The sequence below is a fragment of the Microcoleus sp. POL10_C6 genome (genome assembly GCF_036701585.1).
Classification (GTDB): domain Bacteria; phylum Cyanobacteriota; class Cyanobacteriia; order Cyanobacteriales; family Microcoleaceae; genus Microcoleus.
Window position 1 is genome coordinate 14364 of record NZ_JAUBRB010000060.1, and the last position, 24943, is coordinate 39306.

At 44.9% G+C, this 24943-nt stretch carries 17 protein-coding genes; 8 read left to right on the forward strand and 9 right to left on the reverse strand.

The window, feature by feature from the left end; genetic code table 11:
• Positions 1 to 10: 10 nt before the first annotated feature.
• The 3 genes from QUA34_RS24950 to QUA34_RS24960 form a co-directional block, all read right to left on the reverse strand.
• Positions 11 to 1819, reverse strand: a complete 1809-nt coding sequence (locus tag QUA34_RS24950; RefSeq protein ID WP_333389768.1) for a PAS domain-containing sensor histidine kinase — start codon at positions 1817 to 1819, stop codon at positions 11 to 13.
• A 27-nt stretch (positions 1820 to 1846) separates the two neighbouring features.
• Positions 1847 to 5020: an MASE1 domain-containing protein gene (locus QUA34_RS24955; protein ID WP_333389770.1), complete on the reverse strand. Its 3174-nt coding sequence runs from the start codon at positions 5018 to 5020 to the stop codon at positions 1847 to 1849.
• A 237-nt stretch (positions 5021 to 5257) separates the two neighbouring features.
• Positions 5258 to 6889 carry a serine/threonine-protein kinase gene (locus QUA34_RS24960; protein ID WP_333389772.1) on the reverse strand — a complete coding sequence of 544 codons (1632 nt, stop codon included), beginning with the start codon at positions 6887 to 6889 and terminating at the stop codon, positions 5258 to 5260.
• Positions 6890 to 7422: 533 nt separating this feature from the next.
• On the opposite strand from QUA34_RS24960, the gene pheT reads away from it, so the two are divergent.
• Entirely contained in the window at positions 7423 to 9867 is a 2445-nt protein-coding gene (gene pheT, locus QUA34_RS24965) for a phenylalanine--tRNA ligase subunit beta (protein ID WP_333389774.1), read from the forward strand.
• Positions 9868 to 10125: 258 nt separating this feature from the next.
• Here the strand turns inward: pheT and QUA34_RS24970 are convergent, their stop codons facing one another.
• The gene (locus QUA34_RS24970; protein WP_333389776.1) at positions 10126 to 10698 is read right to left on the reverse strand and encodes a Uma2 family endonuclease; all 573 of its coding nucleotides are present in this window, start codon (positions 10696 to 10698) and stop codon (positions 10126 to 10128) included.
• 163 nt (positions 10699 to 10861) lie between these two features.
• Between QUA34_RS24970 and QUA34_RS24975 the strand changes: the two genes are divergently transcribed.
• Genes QUA34_RS24975 through QUA34_RS24985 form a run of 3 tightly spaced genes read left to right on the forward strand, consistent with a single transcriptional unit; the run spans position 10862 to position 17839 of the window.
• Positions 10862 to 11131 (forward strand): YciI family protein, encoded by a 270-nt coding sequence (locus QUA34_RS24975; protein WP_333326192.1) that lies wholly within the window; start codon positions 10862 to 10864, stop codon positions 11129 to 11131.
• Between the two features lie 13 nt (positions 11132 to 11144).
• Positions 11145 to 14183, forward strand: a complete 3039-nt coding sequence (locus tag QUA34_RS24980; protein ID WP_333326190.1) for a hypothetical protein — start codon at positions 11145 to 11147, stop codon at positions 14181 to 14183.
• Positions 14180 to 17839, forward strand: coding sequence for a helicase-related protein (locus tag QUA34_RS24985; protein WP_333389778.1), 3660 nt, complete (start codon positions 14180 to 14182; stop codon positions 17837 to 17839). The genes QUA34_RS24980 and QUA34_RS24985 overlap by 4 nt, the downstream gene beginning before the upstream one ends.
• 187 nt (positions 17840 to 18026) lie before the next feature.
• Here the strand turns inward: QUA34_RS24985 and QUA34_RS24990 are convergent, their stop codons facing one another.
• Positions 18027 to 19262 carry a metal ABC transporter substrate-binding protein gene (locus QUA34_RS24990; protein ID WP_445242847.1) on the reverse strand — a complete coding sequence of 412 codons (1236 nt, stop codon included), beginning with the start codon at positions 19260 to 19262 and terminating at the stop codon, positions 18027 to 18029.
• 102 nt (positions 19263 to 19364) lie between these two features.
• On the opposite strand from QUA34_RS24990, the gene QUA34_RS24995 reads away from it, so the two are divergent.
• Together QUA34_RS24995 and QUA34_RS25000 are read left to right on the forward strand one after the other, a co-directional pair.
• Positions 19365 to 20174 carry a metal ABC transporter ATP-binding protein gene (locus QUA34_RS24995; protein ID WP_333389780.1) on the forward strand — a complete coding sequence of 270 codons (810 nt, stop codon included), beginning with the start codon at positions 19365 to 19367 and terminating at the stop codon, positions 20172 to 20174.
• 140 nt (positions 20175 to 20314) lie between these two features.
• Positions 20315 to 21211: a metal ABC transporter permease gene (locus QUA34_RS25000; RefSeq protein WP_333326183.1), complete on the forward strand. Its 897-nt coding sequence runs from the start codon at positions 20315 to 20317 to the stop codon at positions 21209 to 21211.
• Between the two features lie 99 nt (positions 21212 to 21310).
• Here QUA34_RS25000 and QUA34_RS25005 read toward each other — a convergent pair whose 3' ends face one another.
• Positions 21311 to 21439 (reverse strand): hypothetical protein, encoded by a 129-nt coding sequence (locus QUA34_RS25005; protein ID WP_333389782.1) that lies wholly within the window; start codon positions 21437 to 21439, stop codon positions 21311 to 21313.
• A 64-nt stretch (positions 21440 to 21503) separates the two neighbouring features.
• On the opposite strand from QUA34_RS25005, the gene QUA34_RS25010 reads away from it, so the two are divergent.
• Positions 21504 to 21962: a peroxiredoxin gene (locus QUA34_RS25010; protein WP_333326181.1), complete on the forward strand. Its 459-nt coding sequence runs from the start codon at positions 21504 to 21506 to the stop codon at positions 21960 to 21962.
• 130 nt (positions 21963 to 22092) lie between these two features.
• On the opposite strand, the gene QUA34_RS25015 is transcribed toward QUA34_RS25010, so the two are convergent.
• Both QUA34_RS25015 and hpf read right to left on the reverse strand, forming a co-directional pair.
• On the reverse strand, positions 22093 to 22731 hold the full coding sequence (locus tag QUA34_RS25015; protein ID WP_333326179.1) for a Uma2 family endonuclease: 639 nt from the start codon (positions 22729 to 22731) through the stop codon (positions 22093 to 22095).
• Positions 22732 to 22906: 175 nt separating this feature from the next.
• Entirely contained in the window at positions 22907 to 23560 is a 654-nt protein-coding gene (gene hpf, locus QUA34_RS25020; protein WP_333326177.1) for a ribosome hibernation-promoting factor, HPF/YfiA family, read from the reverse strand.
• Between the two features lie 151 nt (positions 23561 to 23711).
• On the opposite strand from hpf, the gene lipB reads away from it, so the two are divergent.
• A complete protein-coding gene (gene lipB / locus QUA34_RS25025) occupies positions 23712 to 24392 on the forward strand; it encodes a lipoyl(octanoyl) transferase LipB (RefSeq protein WP_333389784.1) in 681 nt (226 codons plus the stop codon).
• A gap of 45 nt (positions 24393 to 24437) precedes the next feature.
• Here lipB and QUA34_RS25030 read toward each other — a convergent pair whose 3' ends face one another.
• Positions 24438 to 24659 carry a helix-turn-helix transcriptional regulator gene (locus tag QUA34_RS25030; protein WP_333389786.1) on the reverse strand — a complete coding sequence of 74 codons (222 nt, stop codon included), beginning with the start codon at positions 24657 to 24659 and terminating at the stop codon, positions 24438 to 24440.
• Positions 24660 to 24943 lie beyond the last annotated feature (284 nt).

Consider the following 24943-nt stretch of genomic DNA (forward strand, 5'->3'; position numbering starts at 1 on the left):
TACAAAAAAATCACCGGAAATTCTCAGCCAGCGGCAAAGTAAACCAAAAACTTGCCCCAGCACCGGGAGTGCTAATTACCCCAATTTGGCCGCCGTGAGCACCAATAATTTGCCGACAAAGATAGAGACCCAAACCCAAACCAACCGAGTGTCGGGATCGATCGCCCCTAACGTAAAGGTCAAAAAGATGTTCGCACTGTTCCGGCAAGATTCCCGCCCCGTCATCTTCCACGGTACAGTAAATCATCCTACTTCCGGGATTGGGGATTGGGGATTGGGGATTGGTAATGGGGGATTGTGGATTGGTAATCGGTAATTTGTCGATGTTTTGTTTTGCTGTGCTTTGATTTATAGTTAATTTTTCCGCATTAATTACTTGAGCCGAAACTGTTAAATTCAATCCCGGAAAATTGTGTTTCAAAGCATTAGCTATTAAATTAGAGAAGACTCGCCACAACTGAGTTTTGTCCGCATTCACGGCTGGCAAATCATCCGGCACCAAATTTTTAAAAGTAACTTTACCCTCCTTCATCAAAGGCTCCAAATCTGTCGCAGCAGCTTCAACTATCGCCCTCAAATTAACCGATTCGCAGTGCAAAACCAAACCACGCAATTCCCCGGCGTGAACTTCCAACAGCGAATTTATCAAGCGCAATTGCTGCTCGCTACCTTGAATCATCCGCTCCAAAATAGAACGGGGAATTGCGATCGAATCCCCAGGTTTCGTCTGCCAATTTTTCAGCACCATTAACATTCCCGCTACCGGGTTTCGCAAGTCGTGAGAAAGAGCGTGAATAAACAGCCGCAGCGATTCTTGTGCCTGTTTGCGCTGCGTGATATCCTCAATTAAACCCTCATAATAAAGCACGGCGCCGCTGCTGTCCCGTACCGCCCGCGCCTTCTCGGAAATCCAGACAATACTGCCGTCTGAGCGGTAAATTTTAGATTCAAAATCCGATACTGTGCCGCTTTCCTCGATCGATCGCAAAAACTCATTTCTGCGAGCCGGATCGACGTACAACTGTCGTTCAATATCAGTAAACTTTGCCGTCACTTCTTCCGGGGAATCGCAGCCGTAAATCCTCGCCAAAGCTGGATTTGCAGTAATATAACGGCCATCGGGAGTGCTTTGAAAAATTCCCTCACCCGCATTCTCAAAAATGCTGCGGTACTTCGCCTCCGCCACCTCCAACTGCTGGTAAGCAGATTCCAACTCACGCCTGGTACTAAACTCTTTCCGTTGCAGACATTCGTACCAATAAACCGACAAATCGCAAATCAAACAAAACCAAAACAAATATAAGTAAAACCCGGTCAACTTAAAAGGAGTATACTTAGCAAAACTTAGATTTAAAACCAAATTTATCCCGACGTGGCAACACAAAACGCCGAGTTGAGAAATCAGGTGGAGACGCCAGCGGACGGGCATCAGCGTAGCTTGGATCAGAAACGCTAAACTCCAGGTAAAAATTGGTACGTCCCCGGCTTGTGCGACAGCTAACCCAAGCTGTACAATTACCGTCAGCGACCACGAAAAACCCAAAAATAGCAAACCGGGATAGCGCTGTCCGAAGGAGGTTTTTTGCAACACAAAACAGGTCAGCAAACCCAATTCTACAGCAGCGCTCGTGTACAAATAAACACTTTCAAACTCCTGGCGAGCGAAGAATCTTTCGCCCAGAAAATAAACCGTTATTGTGAAGGCAAAAAAGATGGCAATTCCGACAGCAGGGCGCAGCCGATCTCGGAGGAAGCGATCGCGCCACACCTCGTAAACCGTTAACGCCTGAACTGATTTTGCCTTGCCCAAAGAGTTCATACCATTTTAGATTTGAGATTTGAGATTTTAGGTTGAGAAAGATCGATCGTCCGAATTGACAGCAGGTAGCGAAAACCAGAAAGTCGAGCCACCGCCGGGAGTGCTTTCGACGCCGATTTCGCCGCCGTGAGCTTTGATAATTTGCTTGGAGAGGTACAAGCCCAAACCCAACCCTGTTAATTGTCGGCTATTAGGGTCTTGAACGTAAAGTTCAAATAGAGATTCCCGCTGTTTGGCGCTGATTCCCACTCCATTATCTGTTACACTACAGCGAACCATTTTTACGGTGACTCCGGGCAATTTGCTGCCGCTATTGCCAATTTGACCCTGATAGCGGGGCATTTTGCAACTGCCGTCGAGGTTGAATTTGGCCACGGTTTCCTGATTTTTCTGGGTGGTCTCGCCGATCCTAGGACGATCGCCCGCAGCAGATATCCCGTTAGCGATACAGCGGGCGATCTGAGTAGTTTGAGATGTTAAAGCCTGGGAATTTTCTTCATAACTTAGCGCTTTTTCAACTGCAATTACCTCGGCTTTAAAATTGATGTTGACTCCCGGAGGATTGTGTTTAATAGCATTAGTCAACAGATTTTCTAGCACCCGCTGCAAGTGTTTGCTGTCGGCCTTGACTTGTGGCAAATCCGCCGGGATTTCCTGAGTCAAAGTTGCTTGATTTTTGGCCAGCATCGGTTCTAAATCGGCAACAATAGCTGAAGCTAAAGACGGCAAATCTAGCTGTACAGTATTGAGAACAATACCTTTCACCTCGCTAGCGTGAGCGTCGAGCAGGGAATTAACCATAGTCAACTGGTGTTCGCTGGCTTGAACGATGCGCTGCAAAATCGATCGAGAAACCGGAACATCTTGTAGAGAATCAGAGGCCGATTTGTTGAGCAAATTTTTCAGCAGTATTAACATTCCCATAACTGGAGTGCGGAGATTGTGAGAAACTGCGTGCAAAAATAGGTCTTTGAGGCGGTTGCTTTCTTGCAGTTCGTGCATTTTTTGCTGTAGTTGGCGGGTGCGTTCCTCCACTTGAGATTCCAAGTTGGCATTGAGAGCTTTTACCTGCTGCAAAAGTTGGGCTTGCTGGAGAGCGATCGCCACTTGAGTAGCGAGTTTTTCCAACAAATCTATTTCAAATTCCTGCCACTGGCGGGGCCCCGAACACTGGTTGACGGCCAAGATCCCGAACAATTCATCGCCCAGGAAGATCGGCACATTTAACGTCGCGCGAATTTGATAGTCGCTGTACAATTGGGCAATTGGAACGTTGAGTTGAACGCTAGCAGTATCGGAGATAGTTCGGACGCGGTTGTTAGCATAAAAAGTTTTCTGGCTTTCGAGGTGATTCTCGTCAGCGAGTACCCATCCCAAAAGAGAACGGCATTGGGCATCCACAGACTCGGCCACAACCTTACCGTATACCGGGTTAGGAAGATTTACCCCCTCCGCGTCCACAATACCGATGAAAGCGCGGTCTGCCTTGAAAAATTGCCGGACTTCGGCAACAGTAGTGTTGAGAATTTCTTCGAGGTCGAGGGAGTTGCGAATTCGCAGGGCGATTTCTGAGAGCAAGCGATCGCGATCGGAGGACGCCCGCAAAGCGGTTTCCGCGCGGTGGCGTTCGGTAACGTCTTGGACTGTGGCGGCGATCGCCCCTGACTGAATGGCTGACTGTTCGCAGACAGTGCGTTCGGAGCCATCTGGTAGCACAATTCGGTAGTTAATGCAATATGGTGTGCGCTCAAACATAGCTTGGCGCTGCGATCGCGCCACCAATTCTCGGTCTTCTGGATGTACAGCCTGCAAAAAAACTTCTGGTGTCGGTTTGACAGTTCCCGGAGCAAAACCCAAGAGGCGGTAAAGTTCGTTTGACCACCGCAATTCGATATGGGATATACGATGTTCTGCGGATTCTTGGCAGTTGTCAGTTGCTGTGAGGGCGGCGCAATTTAAATCCCAATTGCCCAACTGAGCGATGCGCTGAGCGTTGGCTAAACTAGCTTCGCGATCGCGCAGCATGGCCGCCGTGCGGCGCACCTCCACCAGCGCTTGCTGGCGTTCTGCTACGGCGGCAGCCAACATCAGAGCCACAAGGGCGATCGTACCGGTAAAAGCTTGTAAAAATAAAACCGCTTGTTTGAGATTATCGCTTTTGGCCAAAAACGGGCCACCTCCCTGCACGGCTCCCCAAATCGCGATGTAAGAGACGATCGAATAAGCAAAAATCGCTCCCGCCGATTGAAACCGCAGGGCAGCCCAAACTATCAGAGGAAAAGGCAGATACTCCAGCGGATACTGAGCGATCGCCGCTTGTGTTTTTGAGCAAAAAAACAGCCAGCTCACACTCAGCAAGAGAGTCAGCCAGAGCGCTATTTCTGAATAATTAATAATTAAAAATAGAAGATTATATCGGTTTTCACTTGCAGACCATTTGCTTGAATAATTTGTAACTTGTGATTGGTTATTGTTCCAGTTAAAAAATGCTTTTAAACTTGAAATAATTCGAGATTTTTCCTCACCTGTTACACCCTTTTCAAGAACAGGCAATATGCCTGTTACACAATCAAATTCATCTCTTGTGGAACAGGCAATATGCCTGTTCCTAAACAAGTAATTGAGAATAGTGAAACATCTAAGTTTTAGTGGAAATTTAAAACTGTTAACGGCGTGGTTCAAAGTCAGCAGCACAGGCGTCACAATCAAAATTCCCATGCCGTCTCCGAGCCACGTAGTCCACCAGTTCCGAGAGAAATTGCTCCACTGAGCCCAACCAAAAATGCACGTACCCAAGTTGCCGAGGATAGAACCGACCAAAGTAGACCCGATGACAGCGCCCGCCACTAAAGCCAGAACATCTCGCAATCGATCGAGTTTGGTAGAAAATCCGCTCCAAGTCAGCAAAGCCTCTCCAGCCAGCGCTTGCAGGGTGACGCTAAAGGCCGATGTGGCAATGACAGCCGACGGTACACCGCCGGTAGAGTTTAACAGCACTGAACCGAGGACAATTCCCGGCCACATCCGTCGCCCTTGCAGTAGCAGTGCCGCTAGAGCAATACCGGCGGGCGGCCACACGGGGGAGGGTTCGGCTTTCACCAGTCCCAGCATCGACGCTGCGAGTTTTCCGGTAACAAAGTAGGCCAGCGCCAGGATGCCGGTGTACAGAAGCGTTCGAGTGCGGGGGTTGAGCAGTTTCATGTTTAGGTGCGATCGAATCCTCCATTCCTAGTTTTTAATTTAGGCGGCTTTGGGGCGATCGAGCTTCCTCCTGACGACTCACCTGACTGGGGGAGGGGGAGTTGACTGTTGACTGTTGACTGTTGACTGTTGACTGTTGACTGTTGACTGTTGTTATTCGTAGCAGCTACCCACTAACTAATGACTACTGACTAATGACTAATGACCAATGACTAATGACCAATGACTAATGACTTCTTAAAATCCAAAACTCCGCTTACCATCCGGCTTAACAGTAAGCCAATTGGTCTTTGCCATTGCCAGTTGTTCATCAGAAACTGTAGCGTTGGTAAGATTCGCCCCGCACAAATTTGCTCCCCGCAAATTCGCCTTAGTCAAATAAGCCCCCGTCAAGTCAGCACCTCGGAAATCCGCCCCTTCAAAATTGGCAGTGCTGCAATAAGCCTCAGTCAAATTAGCATCTCGCAAATTTGCCTGAATTAACCTCGCGTGACCCAAATTCGCGCCCGACAAATCCGCTGCTTGCAAATTGGCCTTCACCAACCTAGCCTGATAAAAATTCCCCCCCGCTAACTGCAATTTTTGCAGTTGCAGGCCAGACAGTTCGCAGTCAGCAAAATCGCGCTTGCCTTTAAAATATGCCGCTCGCAAGCTGTTGGTGTCCCACTTAGGAGCAACTTTCGATAGCTTTGACACTGCTAAATTGTCGCTAGAATGTCCAACCGTTCCGAAAGTTCTGCCGGACTCAGCCAGAGTACGGGAAACTCTGGGCTGCATCCCCGTGTTCCCAGATTGGCTGAAGGAAGTTCTACCAGCGCGGGTGTGGTTCGATCGCAAATCTTCATTGATTTTGCTCCTCGGCGGTGACCACGAAGAACCCTCGTCATTAAATATTGTCGGTTCTTCAACTGTACGAGAAGAGCCGTTGAATTGAGTTGCCAAGCCATCCACAAGACTTGGGTCTTCAAATTGGCCAGAGAGAGCTCTGAGGACATCTGCTGCCGATTGGAAGCGGTGCCCAACCATCGGCTTGAGCATTTTTTCGAGAATCCGCGCAAAATTTGGGCTTACCTGAACGTGGGGCTGCCAAACAATTTCGCCGGTTACTCCATCAAAATCTAAATCCTTGGGCGATTTTCCTGTCAGCAAGTACAAGCAAGTCATGCCCACCGCGTAGATGTCGCTGGCAAATATCGGCCGCAGCGCCATTTGTTCCGGGGGGGCAAAACTAAATGTGCCGACTGAAAATTTCGTGTTGGCGCTTTGGTCGGCGGGGTCTAATAATATTGTTTGACTAACTTGGTCTTTTACCGCTCCGAAGTCAATCAGAACTAAGTGGCCGTCTTGAACTCGGCGAATAATATTTGCGGGTTTGATGTCTCGGTGAATTACTCCTTGGCTGTGGATATATTGCACTACTGGCAGAATTTCTAATAGAAAATTTTTAACATCCGATTCGTTGAAACGGCCTGAGTGCTTGACTTCTTGTTTCAAAGTCGAGCCTTTAACATACTCTTGAACTAAGTAAAATTGCTGTTCTGTTTCAAAATAGTCTAGTAGCCTCGGTACTTGCGGGTGGTCGCCCAGTTGGCCGAGGGTTTTCGCCTCTCGCTTGAATAATTCCCGCGCCATCTCTAAAACTCGCGGCGACGAACTACTGGGTCGCAGTTGCTTGACCACACAACTCGGTTGACCGGGCAATGAGATGTCTTTTGCCAGAAATGTAGCTCCAAAACCTCCTTGTCCTAACGGTTCAATGACTCGGTAGCGAGCGCGCAGCAATAACCGCGCACCGCAAGTCTGACACTGAAGAATAGAGTCAGCAGGGTTTTGAGGATGGGGACAGCCCGGATTTACGCAGTAGCTCATATTGATTGAGTTTGCCTATGTTGTTCTGATCTTGTCAGCGTCGCTCGACTGCACAAATAGCCTGTTCCTGCTTCTGGTAGACATACTAATCTATCAGTTTTCGGCAGGCCGTGCGTTCGATCGCGAATTGGAATTGCACCTAAGTCTTTTAGGCCGATATCTTTTCCCTATTTTGATTATCTCGCTGGTGTGAGTTTTTTCGGTTGATTATCCTTGAAGATAGTTTAAAGACTTGCTAAAGTTGTGCTTTTTTGTGTAAAGTCTTTCTAAACTTAGATGCTTTTTGCGTTGTTAGATGTATCTAGCATAGCTCATTCTCTGAATGAGAATGCTACTCATCCGCCAGTAGCCATCGACCTCTGGGCAGATCCCTCGTTTTTGCTGATGTGTACCATAAAAGTCTTGACAAATTTAAATTAGTATGCTATGAAAAGCTTTCCCGAATAAATTCTGGGACTCAAAAGTCGTAGCCCGTCGGCGCCGACTAATGACTAATAACTACAGAGCACTGACAACTAACTACTGACTAAATTATGCGTATTTCTCTAAAGTGGCTGCAGGAATTGGTGGATGTGGCGATGTCGCCGGAAGAATTAGCCGAAACCCTGACAATGGCAGGCTTTGAAGTTGAAGAAATTGAAGACCGCCGCCCGTGGGCAAGCGGTGTAGTTTTGGGCAAAATCATCGCCTGCGAACAGCATCCGAATGCAGACAAATTGAGAGTTTGTCAAGTGGATGTCGGCTCTTCAGAAGCTTTGAATATTGTTTGCGGCGCACCCAACGCTAGGGCAGATATTTACGTGCCTGTCGCTGTTGTTGGCACTTATTTATCGACTATTGATTTAAAGATTAAACCTGCTAAATTGCGGGGAGTTCCTTCCGAAGGAATGATTTGCTCTCTGGCGGAATTGGGACTATCTAAAGAGTCAGCCGGGATTCACATTTTCGATTTAGAAAATCCCGAATTGGGCAGCGATATTCGCCCGCTTTTGGGTTTAGATGACGTGATTTTAGACTTAACAGCAACTGCCAACCGGGCTGACGCTTTGAGCATGGTGGGTGTAGCGCGGGAAGTGGCGGCGCTGACTGGGGCGAGTTTGAGAATTCCCGCAGCGAATGGTGTTGCGATTGAGGGCAAAGAAAGTCCTGGTTTGGCAGTAGAAATATCGGAACCGCAAGGATGCCCGATTTACATCGGCACGGCAATTGAAGGTGTGAAAATTGCTGCTTCTCCAGCTTGGTTGCAGCAGCGGTTGCAGGCGGCGGGAGTGCGACCGATCAATAATGTGGTTGACGTGACTAATTACATTTTATTGGAATGGGGTCAGCCACTGCACGCTTTCGATCGCGATCGCCTACAATCTTTCACTGGTACTCAAGATATCAACATCGGCGTCCGCTTTGCTTCATCAGGGGAATCCTTCAAAACCTTGGACGGACAAAACCGCAATTTGCAAGCACAAAACCTGTTAATTACTGCTAGCGACAAACCTGTTGCCTTAGCTGGGGTAATGGGCGGCGAAGACACGGAAGTTCACGAAGGAACGCAAAATTTAGTCTTGGAAGCAGCGATTTTTGACCAGGCAACGATTCGCCGTTCTGCGCGCGCTCAAGGCCTGCGGAGCGAGGCATCGATCCGCTACGAGCGGGGGGTGAATCAGGCGGCTTTGACGACTGCTTGCAACCGCGCTGTCGCCCTAATTTTGGAGTTGGCTGGAGGCACTGCGACGGTGCAGAAAACGGCGCGTTCGGGCGAGGATTTGAGTTTTTCGCGATCGCTCGAATTGCGTTTAGACCGAGTTAATCTGGTTTTAGGGCAGTTGAAAAGAGGAGAAACGGGCGGTTCTAAATATCTGGAACCGGAAGAGGTGAAAAATATTCTCACAGCCTTGGGATGCGAAGTTGTTCCAACGGAAAAAGAGCGGGTTTGGAATGTGACTGTTCCTCCTTACCGCTACCGGGATTTAGAAAGGGAAATTGACTTAATTGAAGAAGCTGCCAGACTCCACGGTTATGACAATTTCTGCGATACTTTGCCTAGTAAAACGGAACCGGGTTATCTGTCGCCGGAATATGCGGCAATTCGGAATGTGCGATCGGCTTTTCGGGCGGCCGGTTTGACGGAGTTGATGCACTATTCTTTGGTGAAAACAGAGGGAGACAATCAGGTTGTGCTGGCGAATCCGCTGTTTGTGGAGTATTCGGCTTTGCGGACAGAAATGCTGTCGGGTTTGATTGATGCTTTCCAGTACAATTTGGAACAGGGAAATGGCGCACTAAACGGTTTTGAAGTCGGCCGCATTTTCTGGAAAGATGGGGATGCCATGAAGGAAGCCGATGCAGTTGCGGGGATTATTGGCGGCGATCCGACTGTGTGGAAATGGCAGCAGGGAGGGCGCGATCAACCTTTGACTTGGTTTGAGGCAAAAGGTATCTTGGAAAGCGCGTTTCAGGAGTTGGGTTTGTCGGTAGAATATCAAAGCGATTCCTCGAATACACGCTTGCATCCGGGCCGCACGGCTGCGTTATCGTTAAACGGAAAACATTTAGGAGTTTTTGGACAGTTGCACCCGCAATTGCAGCAAGAAAAGGATTTGCCTGAGCAGGTTTACGTGTTTCAATTAGATTTGGCCGTGCTGTTGGGTGAGTTAGGGCGATCGAACAACTTAACTCGCAAATTCGCGGGTTATTCGAGTTTCCCCGCTTCTGACAGAGACATTGCATTTTTCGCACCGGTTGAAGTTCCCGTTGTTGAGATGCAGAGTGCGATGAAAAAGGCGGCGGGTAGTTTGCTGGATTCGGTGGAACTGTTTGACGAATATCGGGGCGACAACGTGCCGGCGGGACAGCGGAGTTTGGCTTTTCGGTTAGTTTACCGCGCGGGCGATCGAACTTTGAGCGAAACCGATGTCGAACCAGCCCAACAAAAAGTTCGCGATGTTTTAGTTGAGAAATTCGGCGTTAGTTTGAGAAGCTAAAATAGGCCGTCACTCACCAATGGAGGCCGCCAGGGAATGAATTCCCTGGCTAAAAGCTAAAGTCCTCTAAAGAGGACTAACAAGACTTACGGATTACAAGGTAAATTTGCCATTTTGAGCAAAGCGAAGAATCTCAAATTTTTGCAATAAAACCCTCTAAAGTGCATAATTGCTAACTAATGAACTCTTCAGTCCTCTTGAGAGGACTTCAGCTTTGAGGCGGGGGTTTCAACCCCTGCCGGACTCAGGGAAAAAGCCTTAAATTGACACCAAGGGCCGCAACATCTCCCGCACAAAAAAAGAACAATCAGGAAACCGCAAAAGAGAAATACTATCACCATCCGCAAGAATCACCCGACTTTGATAACCATCCTGACTCGGTTCTTGAAAAACGTGGAGTTGCCGATTATTCACATCCAAAACCCAATAATCAGTAATTCCCGACTCAGCATAAATTTTCGCTTTAATCCCGCAATCCGTTCTCAGCGTAGTATCCGCAACTTCAATAATCAGATAAATTTCTGAAGGAATTGGATGGTGGTCTTCATAGTAAAGTGGATCTGGTATAACTACAGAAAGATCCGGTTCAGGTTGCGAGTAATTATTCATCCGAACCGGGTCTTGCAGCCGCACCAAAATCTGTTCTCCTAAACGGTTATCCAGTAATACCTTCGTGCGCGCAATCGCCGCACCGTGTGCTGTTCCTTTCGCTGCCATCTTTACTATCTGCCCTGCTAGTAATTCTACCCGTTCATCTTCGTCAAAAATACCAATTTCCGTCATCCGGTCATATTCTTCAACTGTCAGCAGCCGAATATCTAATAAAGTCATAGTAACCTCCTTCTTTCTAACAAACCTCTCTCTTCTTCCCTCTCTTCCTCAGCGACCTCTGCGCCCTCTGCGGTTAATCAATTTTATCCTAAAAAAACTCGTCAAATCCTGCTACTCTTATTGTACAATTATTTTTAAACAAATTTATCCAAGGCTCAAAACCGTGACCAAATATGTGATGTGGGGAAGTTACTGCGAAGACGTTCTCGAAAAACGCACTCCCTTTCGAGACGCTCATTTAGCAGGATTGGCTAAGCAGAAGGAATCGGGTGTGTTAAGTACGATCGGGCCAACGAAAGATTTAACAAAAGTTTTTGCAATTTACGAAGCTGAAGATGAGGCGCAGGTGCGACAATTGGTGGAAGCCGATCCTTATTGGGTAAATGGAGTTTGGACTGAGTACGACGTGAAAGAGTGGATTCAAGCTTTTTGAAGGGGTTAACAGGGTGAACATCTTAAGATTGGATGACAGCGATTTAGTTCCAGTTGACTATGGCGATTTGCTGGCAAAGATTTTAGAAGTTTTGCAGGGAAACAATCCGTTTAATATATCAGATGACCGCCGCCGTCTGATCGTCGATATTGATGCCATTGCTGCTGATGTTGCAAAAATGCAAGTGCGGACACCCTTGGGTTCCTTTGAACGTCAAGCAGATGCTGCCACTGTCAATTTCCCGCCAGAAGTTGAGGAGCTTTTTGGCGATCGAGTCAGGCAGATTAAAGAGTGTTTGCGGCAGCACTTAGCATCTAAATTGCTCCCACACAATACTTCAATTGAAAAGTTTGTCGCTAGCTTAATCAGTCCTTTAGATTCATCCTCTTTTCAGGGAGACGGCAAAAAGTTAGGTCTCAAATACGATTTTGGTACTCGCCACACTTCGTTAGAAAAAGAAAAGCTAACTTTGGAACGCCAGATATCTGCAAGTCCTGGGACTTTAAAACTGCATAAATTGACTATTGCTGTACGAAATACGGATATTTTTCAACAACAGCTAAAGGAGGGTTTAGAAAACTATATTAGGGAAAATGCCGAGAATAGCGACGATAAGCAAGAACTTAACCATCGTCTTGATGAGATGGTTAATAATGAATACTCGGATTTTCATAAATTGATCCGACTGGTAGACAAAGAAACCCTAGGAAAAATTAACAAAGAAGCCAAGATTACTTATTTGGAGTATCTGCTGGAACACATCACTGCTAGCAGCACAGATACTGTAGGAATCATCTATTTAAAAGATTTGATTCGTCGTCTCAGATTGATAGAAGATTACATCAACGACAGCAGTAAAGCCGATGGCGAGTATGCTGCAAATTATGCTGGTGTTAGAGTTAATTACAGAGAAATTTTTGCGCGCTCGGAATTTTTAGATGCGCTGCCAATTATTCCTCTTGTAGAAGGTTACTTGGGAGAAAGCACGGACAATCATCGGAACGAACGTAAATTTATCTTTGGTCTCAAACTAAAATTGGACAACCCAGTTCAAGCGCGCGGTGGAAAGGACGTATTTGAATATCATTTGAATCTGCTAAATCCCGATAGTGAAGAACACAAAGCAGAACTTACCGAAGATGCTAATACCGAAACCTTCGTCCGCAAAGTGTTAAAAATAGCATTTTTGTATCACTGTGTGTTTGCATCTCCCCACACTCCAGGATCGCAAAATTACAACCCAGAATTGGAACTTGAATTTAATCCTATTCCGGCTTTTGAGCAACTCATGAAAGATGTATTAAATCGTGATAATGAGGAAATCAAAAAAAGACTTTTCCGAAATTTTGTTACACGCTTTAAGGAGGTTAATGTTAAACATAAAATTAACCATCTTAAAAGAATGCTGAAAGGCTTTCTCGAACGCCAAACAATTTTGCCAACCCGTACAGAAACGCGACACGTAAACCTCAAAATAGGTCTGTTAGAAGACATTGAAAATATTTTGAATAATGATAAATTTTTTAATGAAGTTCTGGATCGAAATTACAAGCAGACACTACATTATATTGTCGTCGAACAGCCTAGTGTTGATGAAACAGCCATCTGTCAGCTACCGATAAATATTACTATCGAAGATGTCCGCTATTTTCCTACTGATGAACGCCAAAATTTCAGCATGGAATACAATATCAAAGGTGTCGATATTTTGCCAATGCTTTCAGCACCTAAAGCCGATCGTTCTAGAAAAATATACAACCAGCATTTTTTAACAACAAAATTAGTGTTGTTTCCTTATGACGACAAACGACTAGACAGCGGTGATAAAGGTTTACTACCTGCAGCGGCTTTTGTGTATAAATTTACCATGTTGCTGCTGTCTTATATCTGCCTGAGAGTTTTACTCGAAAATACTGCAAAAAACTTATTTATTCCGATGGTGAGGCTCCATGAAGGTGACGAAAAACACCCTTCGGTCTCTGAAAAATTTATGGCTAACGTTTCCAAAACATTATGTCACATTTTGAGTGAAAAACAACGCTCAACTTCTCAGGGATTTCGTATTAGAGAATATCCCAATAGTTACAAAGTTCATAACGGTTTGAGTTCAATGTATTCAATTCTACCGAAAAGGTTTAAATTTAACAATGTGAAGTTATCTCCAGAGTTGGATAATTTAGCAATCATTGTTGTTTCCAGTCGCGACAGTGATGCTAAAAAAAGTAATAAAAACCGCTTCCAAAGAACAGCTAGTTTAATCGGAGAAGCTATCGGGATTAATCGCCTCGAAGATGATGCAATTGAAGTCAAAGTGCTGAAAACTTTTTCCGAAAATTACAGTGTCAGCCGCCTTTATACTGAGCCGTTAATCCTTGAAGATGCAATGAGTCAGCTTTATCAGCAAGGATATCGGAATTTCGCATATATTTCGCAAGCACCTTACATGAGTACGCTGCATATTACAAAGACTGAGGAAGACGAGGAATTGTCTTTTATGTCAAAAAAATTGCTCCGAACTTTGAAAGGAGAGCGACGAGATATCAAAATTTATCCGATGTTTTTTGATAAATACTATGTCCGCAGTTTCCTAGGTGATAAGGGAAAACCTTTTTACATTCAGGATGCTATGGAGCTTTCGAGCTTGTTTGCAGATACCAGTCAACAAGCTGTGATGTTTTTTAACTTGTTTAACGGGCTTAAGGTAAAGGAGGAAAAAAACTTTTATAACGGTGTGATTTCCTACTCTACTTTGTTGCATATATACGACGGTATTCTGGACGATCAAGACCTTCACCAAGGGTTAATTTACGACGGTGCAATTAAAGATACTTTGCTACATTATTTAACAATTTTTCACTTTTATCGCTATGAAGCTCGCAAAAAAGATCTGAGTTTTAAACTTGACCCCTACGAGCAGATTATCGGCGATGAATCCGTTGGTGCTGTATCTGTGTTTAGTCATCCGCGCGGGAATGCTGAGTTTAACTCCCTGGCTTTTTTGAATAAGGTAAGAGAAGTATTAAATGTCACTAAGGGAAGTACACAATTATGATAAGTGAAGATTTTGGGCGGCTGTTTGAGGTAGGCTTCAATATCGGGATTCTCGCATATATTCAGGGGGAAAATTTAAGTCACAATTTTGGTGATGCCTACCGTCTGGATTTGCAGAGGCTCAAATTGCCGAAGATGACGGCGGAAATCGTTAGAGAAGCGAATCTCCTGGCTAGTTTAGATGCTGAAATCGTTGAAAAATGGAGTTTGTTCTTTGTCCAAAAAGGCTTTTTGGGTGGGTTGAATTTTTTCCGGGAGTACGTGAAATCTACTGGCTGGAATTTGCAGCGGTTGAAAATAGTGTATTGTCAGTGCAGTTTTAGTGATGCTAACAGTATCAGAACCTATAACAAGGGTGATAAAGAAGCGTTTAAAGAGTTATTGTCTCAGTTAAAAACTGCCAAACTTAGTTTATCAGATGATGAGATTAACTCGTACATCCGCTGCTACTCGAAAAAGGGTGAGTTTTTGCAGGCTGATACGCTGATGCTGTTACAGTATGGAAATGATTTTAGAATTCTCTGCGTTGATTTGTCTGTGTTTTCTCCGACGCTAGCTCCAAAACCGGAGGATATCAATGAAATAGAGGTGATACGAAAATATTTGATGAGGGAAATTAGCTATTTGCGATCGAAAAGCGTGTTTTCTAATCTGCGGATGGATACCAGCACTTTAGGTGTGGATTTCTCGGAGGATTTAAAACGCTTTTTTACAGCTTTTAAGTATAAGGATAAGGAAAGCGCTAAGCTGATTCAGGCTGGTAGCTACGCTCACAGTTTCTATGGATTTCTACAACAAACTGGTATAATTTCAAGTGATGCTGAGGTTTTGTTTAATGTGGTTGGTTATGGCGATCGCAATATTAGCGCTATTTCCCTACGCCAGGACAAAATTAACTTATTAGCAACTTGTTCCCAAATTTACCAGAATGAAGCGAAAGGTAAAGAGATTAGCGATGCTCGCACCGAAGTTTTAAAGGTTATTCAACTCAACGCGGCTCGCAGTTTCAAAGACGGCCGAAAGTTTGTTGATTCTTTGTTGGGAATTGGAAAAAATGTTACTGAACCTGTACCTCATACAGAACGGATAGACGATTTTGTTAATTCCATAGATATTATATCAGATAAACTGGCAGATGACTTGCAAATTTCTCGCGGATTAGACCTGCGAAATGCTCACGCTGAATTGATTGTGAAAGCGCTTCAATCTGATGAAACTTATATCTTTTTGACGGGGAATCCGGGAATTGGGAAAACAACTGCGATCGCCAAATTCCTCAAAAGCCATATCGACGACGGTTTCTTATTCCTATACGTCAGTCCCCGCAAGCAAGTAAACTTGGATATTATCGAAAAATTCAAAGATGAAAATACTCGTTTGCTGTGCGACGATCGATTATTTTGTATCAACACTAACGCCGATATCATCAAAAGCAATTCAGGACACTGTACCGTCAAGTACGCATCGAATAAATATCGCGAAGATTTGACAAAAAAAACTGTTCGCTTCCTCAAGGATGATTCAGAAATTAAGAGGACGGAATATCATCAATCAGAACTTGAAAAAAAGGGAGAAACAGTAATTAAACCCGTTAATTCCAAAGGAAATGGAGTGCTCAAGAGCATTTGCGAAGGTATATACGCGCTGATAAATGAGCGGGTATCTAGTAATATCGTAGCTACCGTTTCTATTCAATCGGTGAAGATGAAAGAAAACCGACAAAATACCCTAGAGCATTTAGAAAAAATATTTCAAGATACTTACAATAAACGGGACAAACGGGTCATTCCCGCTAAGATGCAAGAAATATCCAGTCGCATCAAACATATTTTCATTATGATAGATGAAATTACGGGAGATGATGGTGGCGTTGAGTTTTTAGCCGGAATTGCCAAGATTGTCAAAAAACATGAGTTACACAAGCGGGAACATGGCTTTAATACTAAAATTATTGTCGCAGATGCTTCGATAGTTGACACTGATGTCATTAAACAACACCTTGATAACACGTCACCGGAACCGGACAAAATCTATTTTAAAAAGTTAGCGAAAGATTCGGAAGAAATTCAACCTTTACAAGTTATTCCTTTTAAATTTAACAATCTAGCTGCAAAGGTGATTAATGCGAATTCCTACCCGGCGCGCAGTTTAGAGATAACTTATAAGGTATTTGTCGAAACTGTTAAATACAGTGAAAATGCGCCTTTAAAACAGAATACTAATTTAGTAAAGCGGGTACAGTCTGAAATAATTGAGGATATCAACCACCGATTAGCCATCCCCGGTGTGGAACAAATTATAGTATATATTCAAAACAAGCAAAGATTAGCCGAATTAATTGAAAAAATTAAAGATAGTCGCGAAATTTTTGAGCCTTTCACCGATTATCTGGAAATTCACGCGAATATCTCGGAAGATGAGAAAGAAAAAATACAGGAATACAAAAATACAGCTAAAGTAATCTTTATGACTGCATCGGGAAGTCGTGGACTTTCTTTCCCGAAAACTAAGCATATTTTAGTTGATATTGCTCACTTCCAGATTGAGAAAAATCTGATGGAAGTCATACAGGTGATTTATCGGGGACGCGGAGAATATGACAACGGTAAAACCCTTGATGGTGAAGACAAAGAATTGGTTTTTTACCTATCTGATACCGCAGTTTATTACGCTGATGATGCGGCACTTTCCCTGCAAGAAAGCAAATTGAGTTTGTTGAATTTATTGCTAATTCTGAAGACGGCGGTGATGACGCGGATTTCGGGATACGGTTATTTAGGTAGGGAAAAGTTTTTGATGATTCCCATCGGCGGTAAGTCGGTTTCCGCAGTCGGGGATACTTTTAGCAGCAAAATGGCGGCTCTAATTAAAACATTAAAGAGCGAGAGCCAGCGAGGAAATATGTTGTTTAAGGAGGTTTATACGAGCCTGGAACAGCTTTTGGGTCGCGGGGAGTTTGTTTTGACAAATTCTGATAAGTCTCGTAAAAAGGGCGATTCCTATCTGGAAATGCGGGAGGATTTTAATCGTAAGTTTTTGGAGAAGTGTAATCCGCTGGATGGTTTGTTGAGCTATGATAATTTAGAACTCGGTCATGTTTGCGGTAGTTTGTTGATCGTACCTCTAGCCGATCGCACTTTGGTAGAAACATACCAGATACGGCTTCATCGAGAAATCAAGGAATGTCTAGAAAAGAAGTTGCTGCACAAAATGCGTCTAATTAGGGATAGCGATTCGTCCCCGGAGAATGTAATATCGGCCATTACAGGAGGTGCGATCGAGCTTTTGCAGTTTCTCAACAGCGATGTGGAGAAAACTCAGTATTTTGAAGAGCAGAGTCAGCAGTTCGATCGCTATTATGCCATACCGCTGTTTGCTTTTGTCAGCGCTGAGGAAATGAAAGAGTATTTTGCTGACAGCAGGCTGGAAGAACCGGAAGATAGGCGGTTTCGGGATATTTTGTCGGCTTATGTGCGATCGATCTACCCTGTAGATAGTGTAATGCCGATCGGACACAAGTATCGAGACTTCCCATTTATCGTGTTTAGAAGCTACAGTTTAGAGCAAAGTCGAGAAAAGATTTTCACAGATAAATATCTTTTAAGTTCCAACGAATTGAACGTGCTCAATTTAATTTTGTCGAACCAGATAAACTAGACCTCTTGCATTCCCAAGCTTTCAATTCCTTCAATAATCTGCGTTTATCTGTGTTTATCTGCCTTGCATCTGCGGTTTCTGTACCAATCAAAGACTTATGCAATGCAAGCCTACTGAAACTTGTAGGCTGCGTCAGCTAGCTGTCACCCCCCAGAGAAAATAAAACTCTTCCGGGGCACCATACTTGCTACTTGCTAACTTCAAACGGCGTGTATTTTCCCCCCAAAGCTTCGACGATGGTGCGAGTATTAGCAGACATCATTTTCACATAAGAATCGCCCTCGCTTCCGGGCGCCCCAATCGAATCCGAATAAAGTTGCTGCGCCGCCAATTTCACCCCCGCTTCCTCCGCCACTGTTCTAATCAGTTGCGGGTTAATTGTAGTCTCGGCAAAAATAGCAGGTACTCCCGCAGCTTTCACCGATTCTACTAACTTCTGCACCGTTTGAGCGCTTGGCTGTTCCTCCGTACTAATCCCGATCAAACTTCCCGCACTTCCCAATCCGTAGGCGCGGCTGTAATATTGAAAAGCATCGTGAGTTGTTACTAATGCGCGCTTATTTTCGGGGATGGTTTTAATCTCTTGTTCGATCCAACTATCCAAACGTTTTAACTCTTCAGTAAGTTTCACAGCATTCTGCGTAAACTTCTCCCGATCTTCCGGCGATAGTTCGATTAGCGCATCCCGAATTGCTTCCACCATTTGAACTACATTTTCCACATTTCCCCAAACGTGCGGATCGGGTACGGTATTGCCTTCTTTATTCAGTAGCAAAGGCTTGACAACTTCCCCCACTGCTAATTTCCGTGCCTTAATTCCGGCGGCATTCATCATCCTAATTAATCCCGGTTCCAAATTGTAACCGTTATATAAAATTAAGTTAGCTTGTTCTAAAGCTTGAGAATCTTTTGGCACCGGTTCGTAAACGTGAGGATCGGTTCCAGGCTGCAAAATTCCTGTTAGCTGAACTTCGCCGCCCGCTACTCGATCGGTCAAATCCTCAATAATTGTGCTGGTAGCAACTACCTTGGGTTTAGCATCTGCCTGTGGAGAGAGGCGATCGCCCTGGGTTTGAGTACAACTAAATAAGCCCAAAGTCAAAATGCCGCAGGCAATAGTTCTGATAAAAAATACTTTGGACTTGTTCAATCCAGGGCGGGAGGTTTCAATCCCCGACTCACTGCTAAACTCTCCTTTATAGGATTGCTTCACAATTGCCGTCGCTTTTAATTCACATCTGACACCATTCTCAATAACCCTTGTCTGGGCGGGCAGGATGCCCACCCCACAAGAAAACTCATTCTTTGTGGAACAGGCATCTTGCCGGTTATTGAGAATTGTGGAAGATATGAGTTTTAACCTACTTGACATTTTTGCCACAAAACCTATGGTTTGAGGGGTTTCCAGCTTGGACTGTCGCATTATCTACCTCTGGTGCGTTCCCGATTATTCCTATTTACCGATGATTTCATATTCTTTTCATTTTTACAGTAAACTTAATAAAAAGGAGATAGAGTCACCGCAATGAATACCGCCACCTTCCCCAACGAGAATCCTTGGTCTAAAATGGTTTGCCACCTCAAAGACAGCGCTACCGACACTGAAATTATCGCTGTTAAGCACTTAGCAGTAAACTACCGCACGGTAGAGGCACTCAGAGATATCAATCTTTCCGTCAAACCGGGAAGGCTGACGGGTATTATTGGGCCCAACGGTGCCGGCAAAAGCACGCTGATTAAAGCAATGTTGGGCTTAATTCCGGCAAATCGCGGCACAGTTACCTGGGGCGAGGAAGCGATCGCCGATCGACTCGAAACAGTAGCCTACGTGCCCCAGCGATCGCAAATTGACTGGAACTATCCCGCCACCGTTTGGGATGTCGTGATGATGGGAAGAGTCAGAAAAGCCGGATGGTTTCGCCGCTTCTCCGCAGCTAGCCGCCGCACCGCTGCCGATGCCTTAGAAAGAGTAGGCATGACTACTTACAAAGACAGACCGATCGGACAACTTTCCGGCGGACAGCAACAGCGAGTATTTCTAGCGAGAGCATTAGCCCAAGAAGCCGCTATTTTCTGCTTTGACGAGCCGTTTGTCGGCGTTGACCAAAAAACTCAAAATATCATTTTTGAGATATTCCACCAGCTAGCAAATGCCGGGAAAATCGTCTTAGTAGTCAACCACGACTTAGGCGAATCAATTACCAATTTTGACGATTTAATTTTGCTCAATACAGAACTGATTGCCGCTGGTTCCCGCCAAGAAGTGCTAACCCAAGAAAACCTTTACCGCGCCTACGGCGGACAAGTAATGTTTTTTGCCGGACAAGCCGCTTAATTAGCTAACAGTCATTAATCTACGAGTTACGGTTTTGAAGCCAGTTTCTTGGGTAATATTGGGTTTGGCAACGATCAATCTCCCATTAAACCCGGTTGCTTTGATTGTTAGTCATTCGTTAACTGTGATTTTATAATTTTATGATACAAACCTTAATTGAGCCGTTGCAGTACGGATTCATGCAGCGATCGCTCATAATTGCCATTCTCGTCGGCATCGTCTGCGCGATCGTCGGCAGCTACCTAATGGTACAGCGGCTGGCCTTGCTCGGAGACGCCATCAGCCACTCGGTTTTGCCCGGATTGGCGATCGCATTTATCCTGGGAGCAAATATCTTTATCGGCGCCTTCATTGCCGGAGTTTTGAGTACAGTAATCATAGCTTGGATCAAAGCTCGATCGACAATCAAAGAAGACGCCGCAATGGGCATCGTATTTTCGGCATTCTTCGCCCTCGGCATCACCTTAATTACGATCGTCCAAAAAGACAACAAAATCGACCTCAACCACTTTCTTTTCGGCAATATCCTCGGCGTTACGGCTGAAGATGCGATCGACACAGCCGTCATAGTCGCCGTAGTCTTATTAGTTGTAGTAGTCTTTTACAAAGAACTGCTATTTTACACATTCGATCCATTAGGAGCGCAAGCCACAGGTTTGCCAGTAAACCTGCTCAACTTCGGATTGATGGTACTCATCGCCCTCACCATAGTTGCCAGCCTCAAAGCCGTTGGCGTAGTGCTAGTCTTGTCCCTATTAATTACACCCGCAAGTACCGCCTATCTCCTAGTCACTCGCCTGCACCAAGTCATGATTTTAGGCGCAATAATCGGAGTTATTTCCAGCATTAGCGGAATGTATCTCAGCTACTTTTATAACTTGCCATCCGGGCCCGCAATAGTTTTAGTTGCATCTGGATTCTTTGTGCTATCCTTGCTGTTCAGTCCGACTCAAGGAATCCTCACCCAGCCCCGCACACACTCCGGTCAAATTCCTCCAATCTGGCGGGAATTAAAAAATTTAACTAAAGGCCGATAACAACTAACTTTGTGTTAACGATTCAGCCCCGCCCCTCCAATTTTCAATAACAATCTGCGTTAATCCCCGTGCATCTGCGGTTCAAAAAAGCCTCTCGAATTAATCCGCGTAACTGTGAATTGCCGACATCATTCCGATGTTGTCAAAAGGGTTTTTTTGTTTGAGTGCGAGAAAGCAAAAATCGGAGGCTGTCGAATTGGGCGATCGCAACTGCGAACTATTGGTCACAAAAAACTGTACAATAACAAAAGTTAAATTTTCACGCAAACAGCTCTACTAAGTTAAAAAAAACATGACCGTCAAAGTAGGAGACACCGCACCCGATTTTACCTTACCATCTCAAACTGGCACATCAGTCAGCCTCAAAGATTTTAAAGGTAAAAAAAACGTCATAGTCTACTTTTACCCCAAAGACGACACACCCGGATGCACCACCCAAGCTTGCGCTTTTCGAGATAGCTACGAAGTCTTCAAAGACGCAGGTGCAGAAGTCATAGGAATTAGCGAAGATTCGCAACAATCGCACCAGCAATTTTCTGCCAAATATCAGCTACCCTTTACACTGCTGAGCGATACTGGTAACAAAGTTCGGCAATTATATGGAGTTCCACCTACCCTGTGGATTATGCCTGGTAGAGTAACTTATGTCATTGACAAAGAAGGCATTGTCAAGCATATTTTTGACTCCATGTTAGACTTCAAAGCGCACGTTGCAGAAGCACTCAAAACTTTAGAAACCATCAAAAGTTAGATGGATTTGCTTAAATATAGTGTTGGTAGTGAGGACGAAAGTCCTCATCCCTCATTGTCTAAAAAACCAAGAAAAAACTAAATTCCTGACTGCGAACTAAGGGTTTTTAGTGAGGAAGAAAGTTCTGAGACTAGAGGTTTTCCCGTACCCAATTTTTAAAAGCTTGAATAGCGTGGGTTCTACCAGCAACTTGACTCTGCTGAGTGTACTGATTCACCAGTTGGACAATCGGGATATTGGGGAAAGTGGGACTCACATCAGACTCAATATATTGTTCGGCTTGCAAGACGTTGATTTGTAGCCCTCGCCGTGCGTACCGCCAAAGTTCCGGCACTCCTAGAATTTGATAATTATCCAACTGCGTGCGAGAGGTAAGATCAATTTCTATAGCTAAGTCTGGGGGCGGATCAACACTCATATCGAGGCGATTTTTACCGATAACGGCTGCTTGATTTTGAATGTAAAAATAGGTATCCGGTTCGACAGCCTGACTCATGCGTTCGTTTTTCAACGTTGTCGAACCTAACGACTCAAAGGCTATTTGTCGTGTTTCCAACAAAATTTTTACCATGTCACCAATAATTTCTTTGGCTTTTTCATGTTCGGGTAGAGGAACCATAATTTCTAACCGTCCGTTACTATAGGAAAGTCGGGAAGCACGACGTTCTCCTAATTCCGCCAAAATACTTTCAAATTGTTGCCAGTTAACATCCTCAACCAGTAATTGCTGACCCGGTTGAATCTTTAATTGTCTTAACTCCAATAGCATAATTTGTCATCCATTTTCTCTAGGCAATATCAGCAACGTCCTGACTACGAATCATTATCTTAAAAAACCAAGAAAGGACTAAAGTCCTTACTAAAAACTCGTGGTTCGTAGTAAGGACTTTAGTCCTTTTTTGCTAATGACTTGCAGCCATTAACAATTAGCACTCAGCAATTATCTAGCTTTTCGCAACACTCGATTTTTCAGATGTAGCGCTTTCGGCAGTTTTGCCATTTTTGCTATTACCGTTACCGTTGCTGTGGCGGGGTTGGATCACTCCATAACCACCGTGAGTCTTTCGTTCGTAGAGTACGTTAATTTCGTCTGTTTCCGCATTACGGAACATATAGAAATCGTGATCGATAATCTGCAATTGTTCCAAAGCTTCTTGCACCGTCATTGGAGGCATAGCAAAATACTTAGTCCGTACCACCTCAGCAGGAAGTTCGGGAGTTCGATCGCCAATCAGATCCGCTACTACAGGATGTTCCTCAACTACCGTAACCGTTTTGGCACTACTCTGGGTCTTGTTGTCGTGACGTTTTTCCTTAAATTTCCGCAGTTGACGAGCTATCTTGTCGGCAACCAAATCTATGCTGGCATACAGGCTTTCCGTGCTTTCCTCAGCCCGAATCACGCTGCCGTTAGCATAAATTGTCACCTCAGCAGTCTGCTTAGGATTGATCCTGGGGTTACGAGCCACCGATAGATGTATGTCCACTTCTGTCGTCAAAGTTTGAAAATGGCTAACTGCCTTTTCCACCTTTTGATTGACGTACTCGCGAATCGCATCGGTGATTTCTATATTTTTACCCTGGATAACAAGCTTCATAGAGCTCCCTCCCTTCTGTAACTTGGGTATATTTTATACAGTAGCACTATGTATTCTCGAAAACACTTATCTTCCAAATCTTTTATTATATGTTGACAATTCTTGATTTAAGCTAGGCCAATATTCCGTAAAAATACTATTGATTTTTTGCATGGTTTCTCCTCTCATCCCTCAACAACTAAATGCACAACCCTGCTTGCTCCTCAATTGGGGACAAGTTCCCTACTCCCAAGCTTGGGAAATCCAGCAAAAACTCGTGCAAGACCGCCGCGACAAACCAGATTTACCAGATGTCCTGATTTTGCTGGAACATCCGCCGGTTTACACTTTGGGACAGGGCGCGAAGTTGGAATTTCTGAAATTTGACCCAAGTCAAACTGGGCCGGAACTGCACCGAGTTGAGCGGGGCGGCGAGGTGACTTACCACTGTCCGGGACAATTGGTGGGCTATCCGATTTTAAATTTGCGCCGTCACCAACAAGATTTGCACTGGTATTTGCGGCAGTTGGAGGAAGTGCTGCTGGGGGTGCTGGAAGTTTTGGGGTTGAAGGGTTCGCGGGTTCCCGGTATGACTGGGGTTTGGGTGGATGGGTGCAAGGTAGGTGCGATCGGCATTAAAGTCAGCCGCTGGATTACGATGCACGGTTTTGCTTTAAATGTTTGCCCGGATCTCGCAGGTTTTGGGCAAATTGTACCTTGCGGGATTCCCGATCGACCCGTTGGCAGTTTAGAGCAGTTTATCCCCGGAATTGATGTCGATCAAGTGCGATCGCTCGTTGTCGCTGAGTTTGCTCGCGTTTTTGCAGTAGAAATTGTGCGATCGAATCTGTAGGGTGCGTCGCTGTTAACGTTACTACTAACGATCCCAATCGGTTTTTTAAGTGCGATCGGGATTGTCTTCCTCATACACCATTAAATCTCCCGGTTGGCAGTTTAGTGCTCTGCACAGAGCATTGAGAGTCGATTCGTCAATTCTCGTGAGGCGGCGGCGGGTTTTGAGTCGAGAAAAGGAAGTTGGGTGCATTCCTATCAAAGCAGCTAACTCCTTATTGCTGATGTTGCGCTCGGCCATCACAACTGCTAATTTCCAACGGATCACTGGTGATTCTCAACTACTGGGCACGACTTTGCAAGCTGATGTTACCATCCCGCAACCTTCACTCTCCTTTAATTAACCGCTACGGTTAATTTTTTGAGTTTGGCAGTTGACTAAGTTGGGAGAATGACCTATACTCAGAATGTACAAACGGAAAAGCGATCGCCCCTTTGCCTCGAAAACTCAAGGGCGATCGCTCTCCGACTATTGTCTAGTTAGGGTTTGCTGAATAATTGATCGCAGACCACTAGCAGGAGCGATCGATATATTCAAGGTGAGTTAAATAT

What these genes read in the sequence shown, in the direction of transcription:
- QUA34_RS24950 (WP_333389768.1), bottom strand. Translation starts at nt 1,819, where the DNA reads ATGAACTCTTTGGGCAAGGCAAAATCAGTTCAGGCGTTAACGGTTTAC.
- QUA34_RS24955 (WP_333389770.1), bottom strand. Translation starts at nt 5,020, where the DNA reads ATGAAACTGCTCAACCCCCGCACTCGAACGCTTCTGTACACCGGCATC.
- QUA34_RS24960 (WP_333389772.1), bottom strand. Translation starts at nt 6,889, where the DNA reads ATGAGCTACTGCGTAAATCCGGGCTGTCCCCATCCTCAAAACCCTGCT.
- pheT (WP_333389774.1), top strand. Translation starts at nt 7,423, where the DNA reads ATGCGTATTTCTCTAAAGTGGCTGCAGGAATTGGTGGATGTGGCGATG.
- QUA34_RS24970 (WP_333389776.1), bottom strand. Translation starts at nt 10,698, where the DNA reads ATGACTTTATTAGATATTCGGCTGCTGACAGTTGAAGAATATGACCGG.
- QUA34_RS24985 (WP_333389778.1), top strand. Translation starts at nt 14,180, where the DNA reads ATGATAAGTGAAGATTTTGGGCGGCTGTTTGAGGTAGGCTTCAATATC.
- QUA34_RS24990 (WP_445242847.1), bottom strand. Translation starts at nt 19,262, where the DNA reads ATGCGACAGTCCAAGCTGGAAACCCCTCAAACCATAGGTTTTGTGGCA.
- QUA34_RS24995 (WP_333389780.1), top strand. Translation starts at nt 19,365, where the DNA reads ATGAATACCGCCACCTTCCCCAACGAGAATCCTTGGTCTAAAATGGTT.
- QUA34_RS25000 (WP_333326183.1), top strand. Translation starts at nt 20,315, where the DNA reads ATGATACAAACCTTAATTGAGCCGTTGCAGTACGGATTCATGCAGCGA.
- QUA34_RS25010 (WP_333326181.1), top strand. Translation starts at nt 21,504, where the DNA reads ATGACCGTCAAAGTAGGAGACACCGCACCCGATTTTACCTTACCATCT.
- QUA34_RS25015 (WP_333326179.1), bottom strand. Translation starts at nt 22,731, where the DNA reads ATGCTATTGGAGTTAAGACAATTAAAGATTCAACCGGGTCAGCAATTA.
- hpf (WP_333326177.1), bottom strand. Translation starts at nt 23,560, where the DNA reads ATGAAGCTTGTTATCCAGGGTAAAAATATAGAAATCACCGATGCGATT.
- lipB (WP_333389784.1), top strand. Translation starts at nt 23,712, where the DNA reads ATGGTTTCTCCTCTCATCCCTCAACAACTAAATGCACAACCCTGCTTG.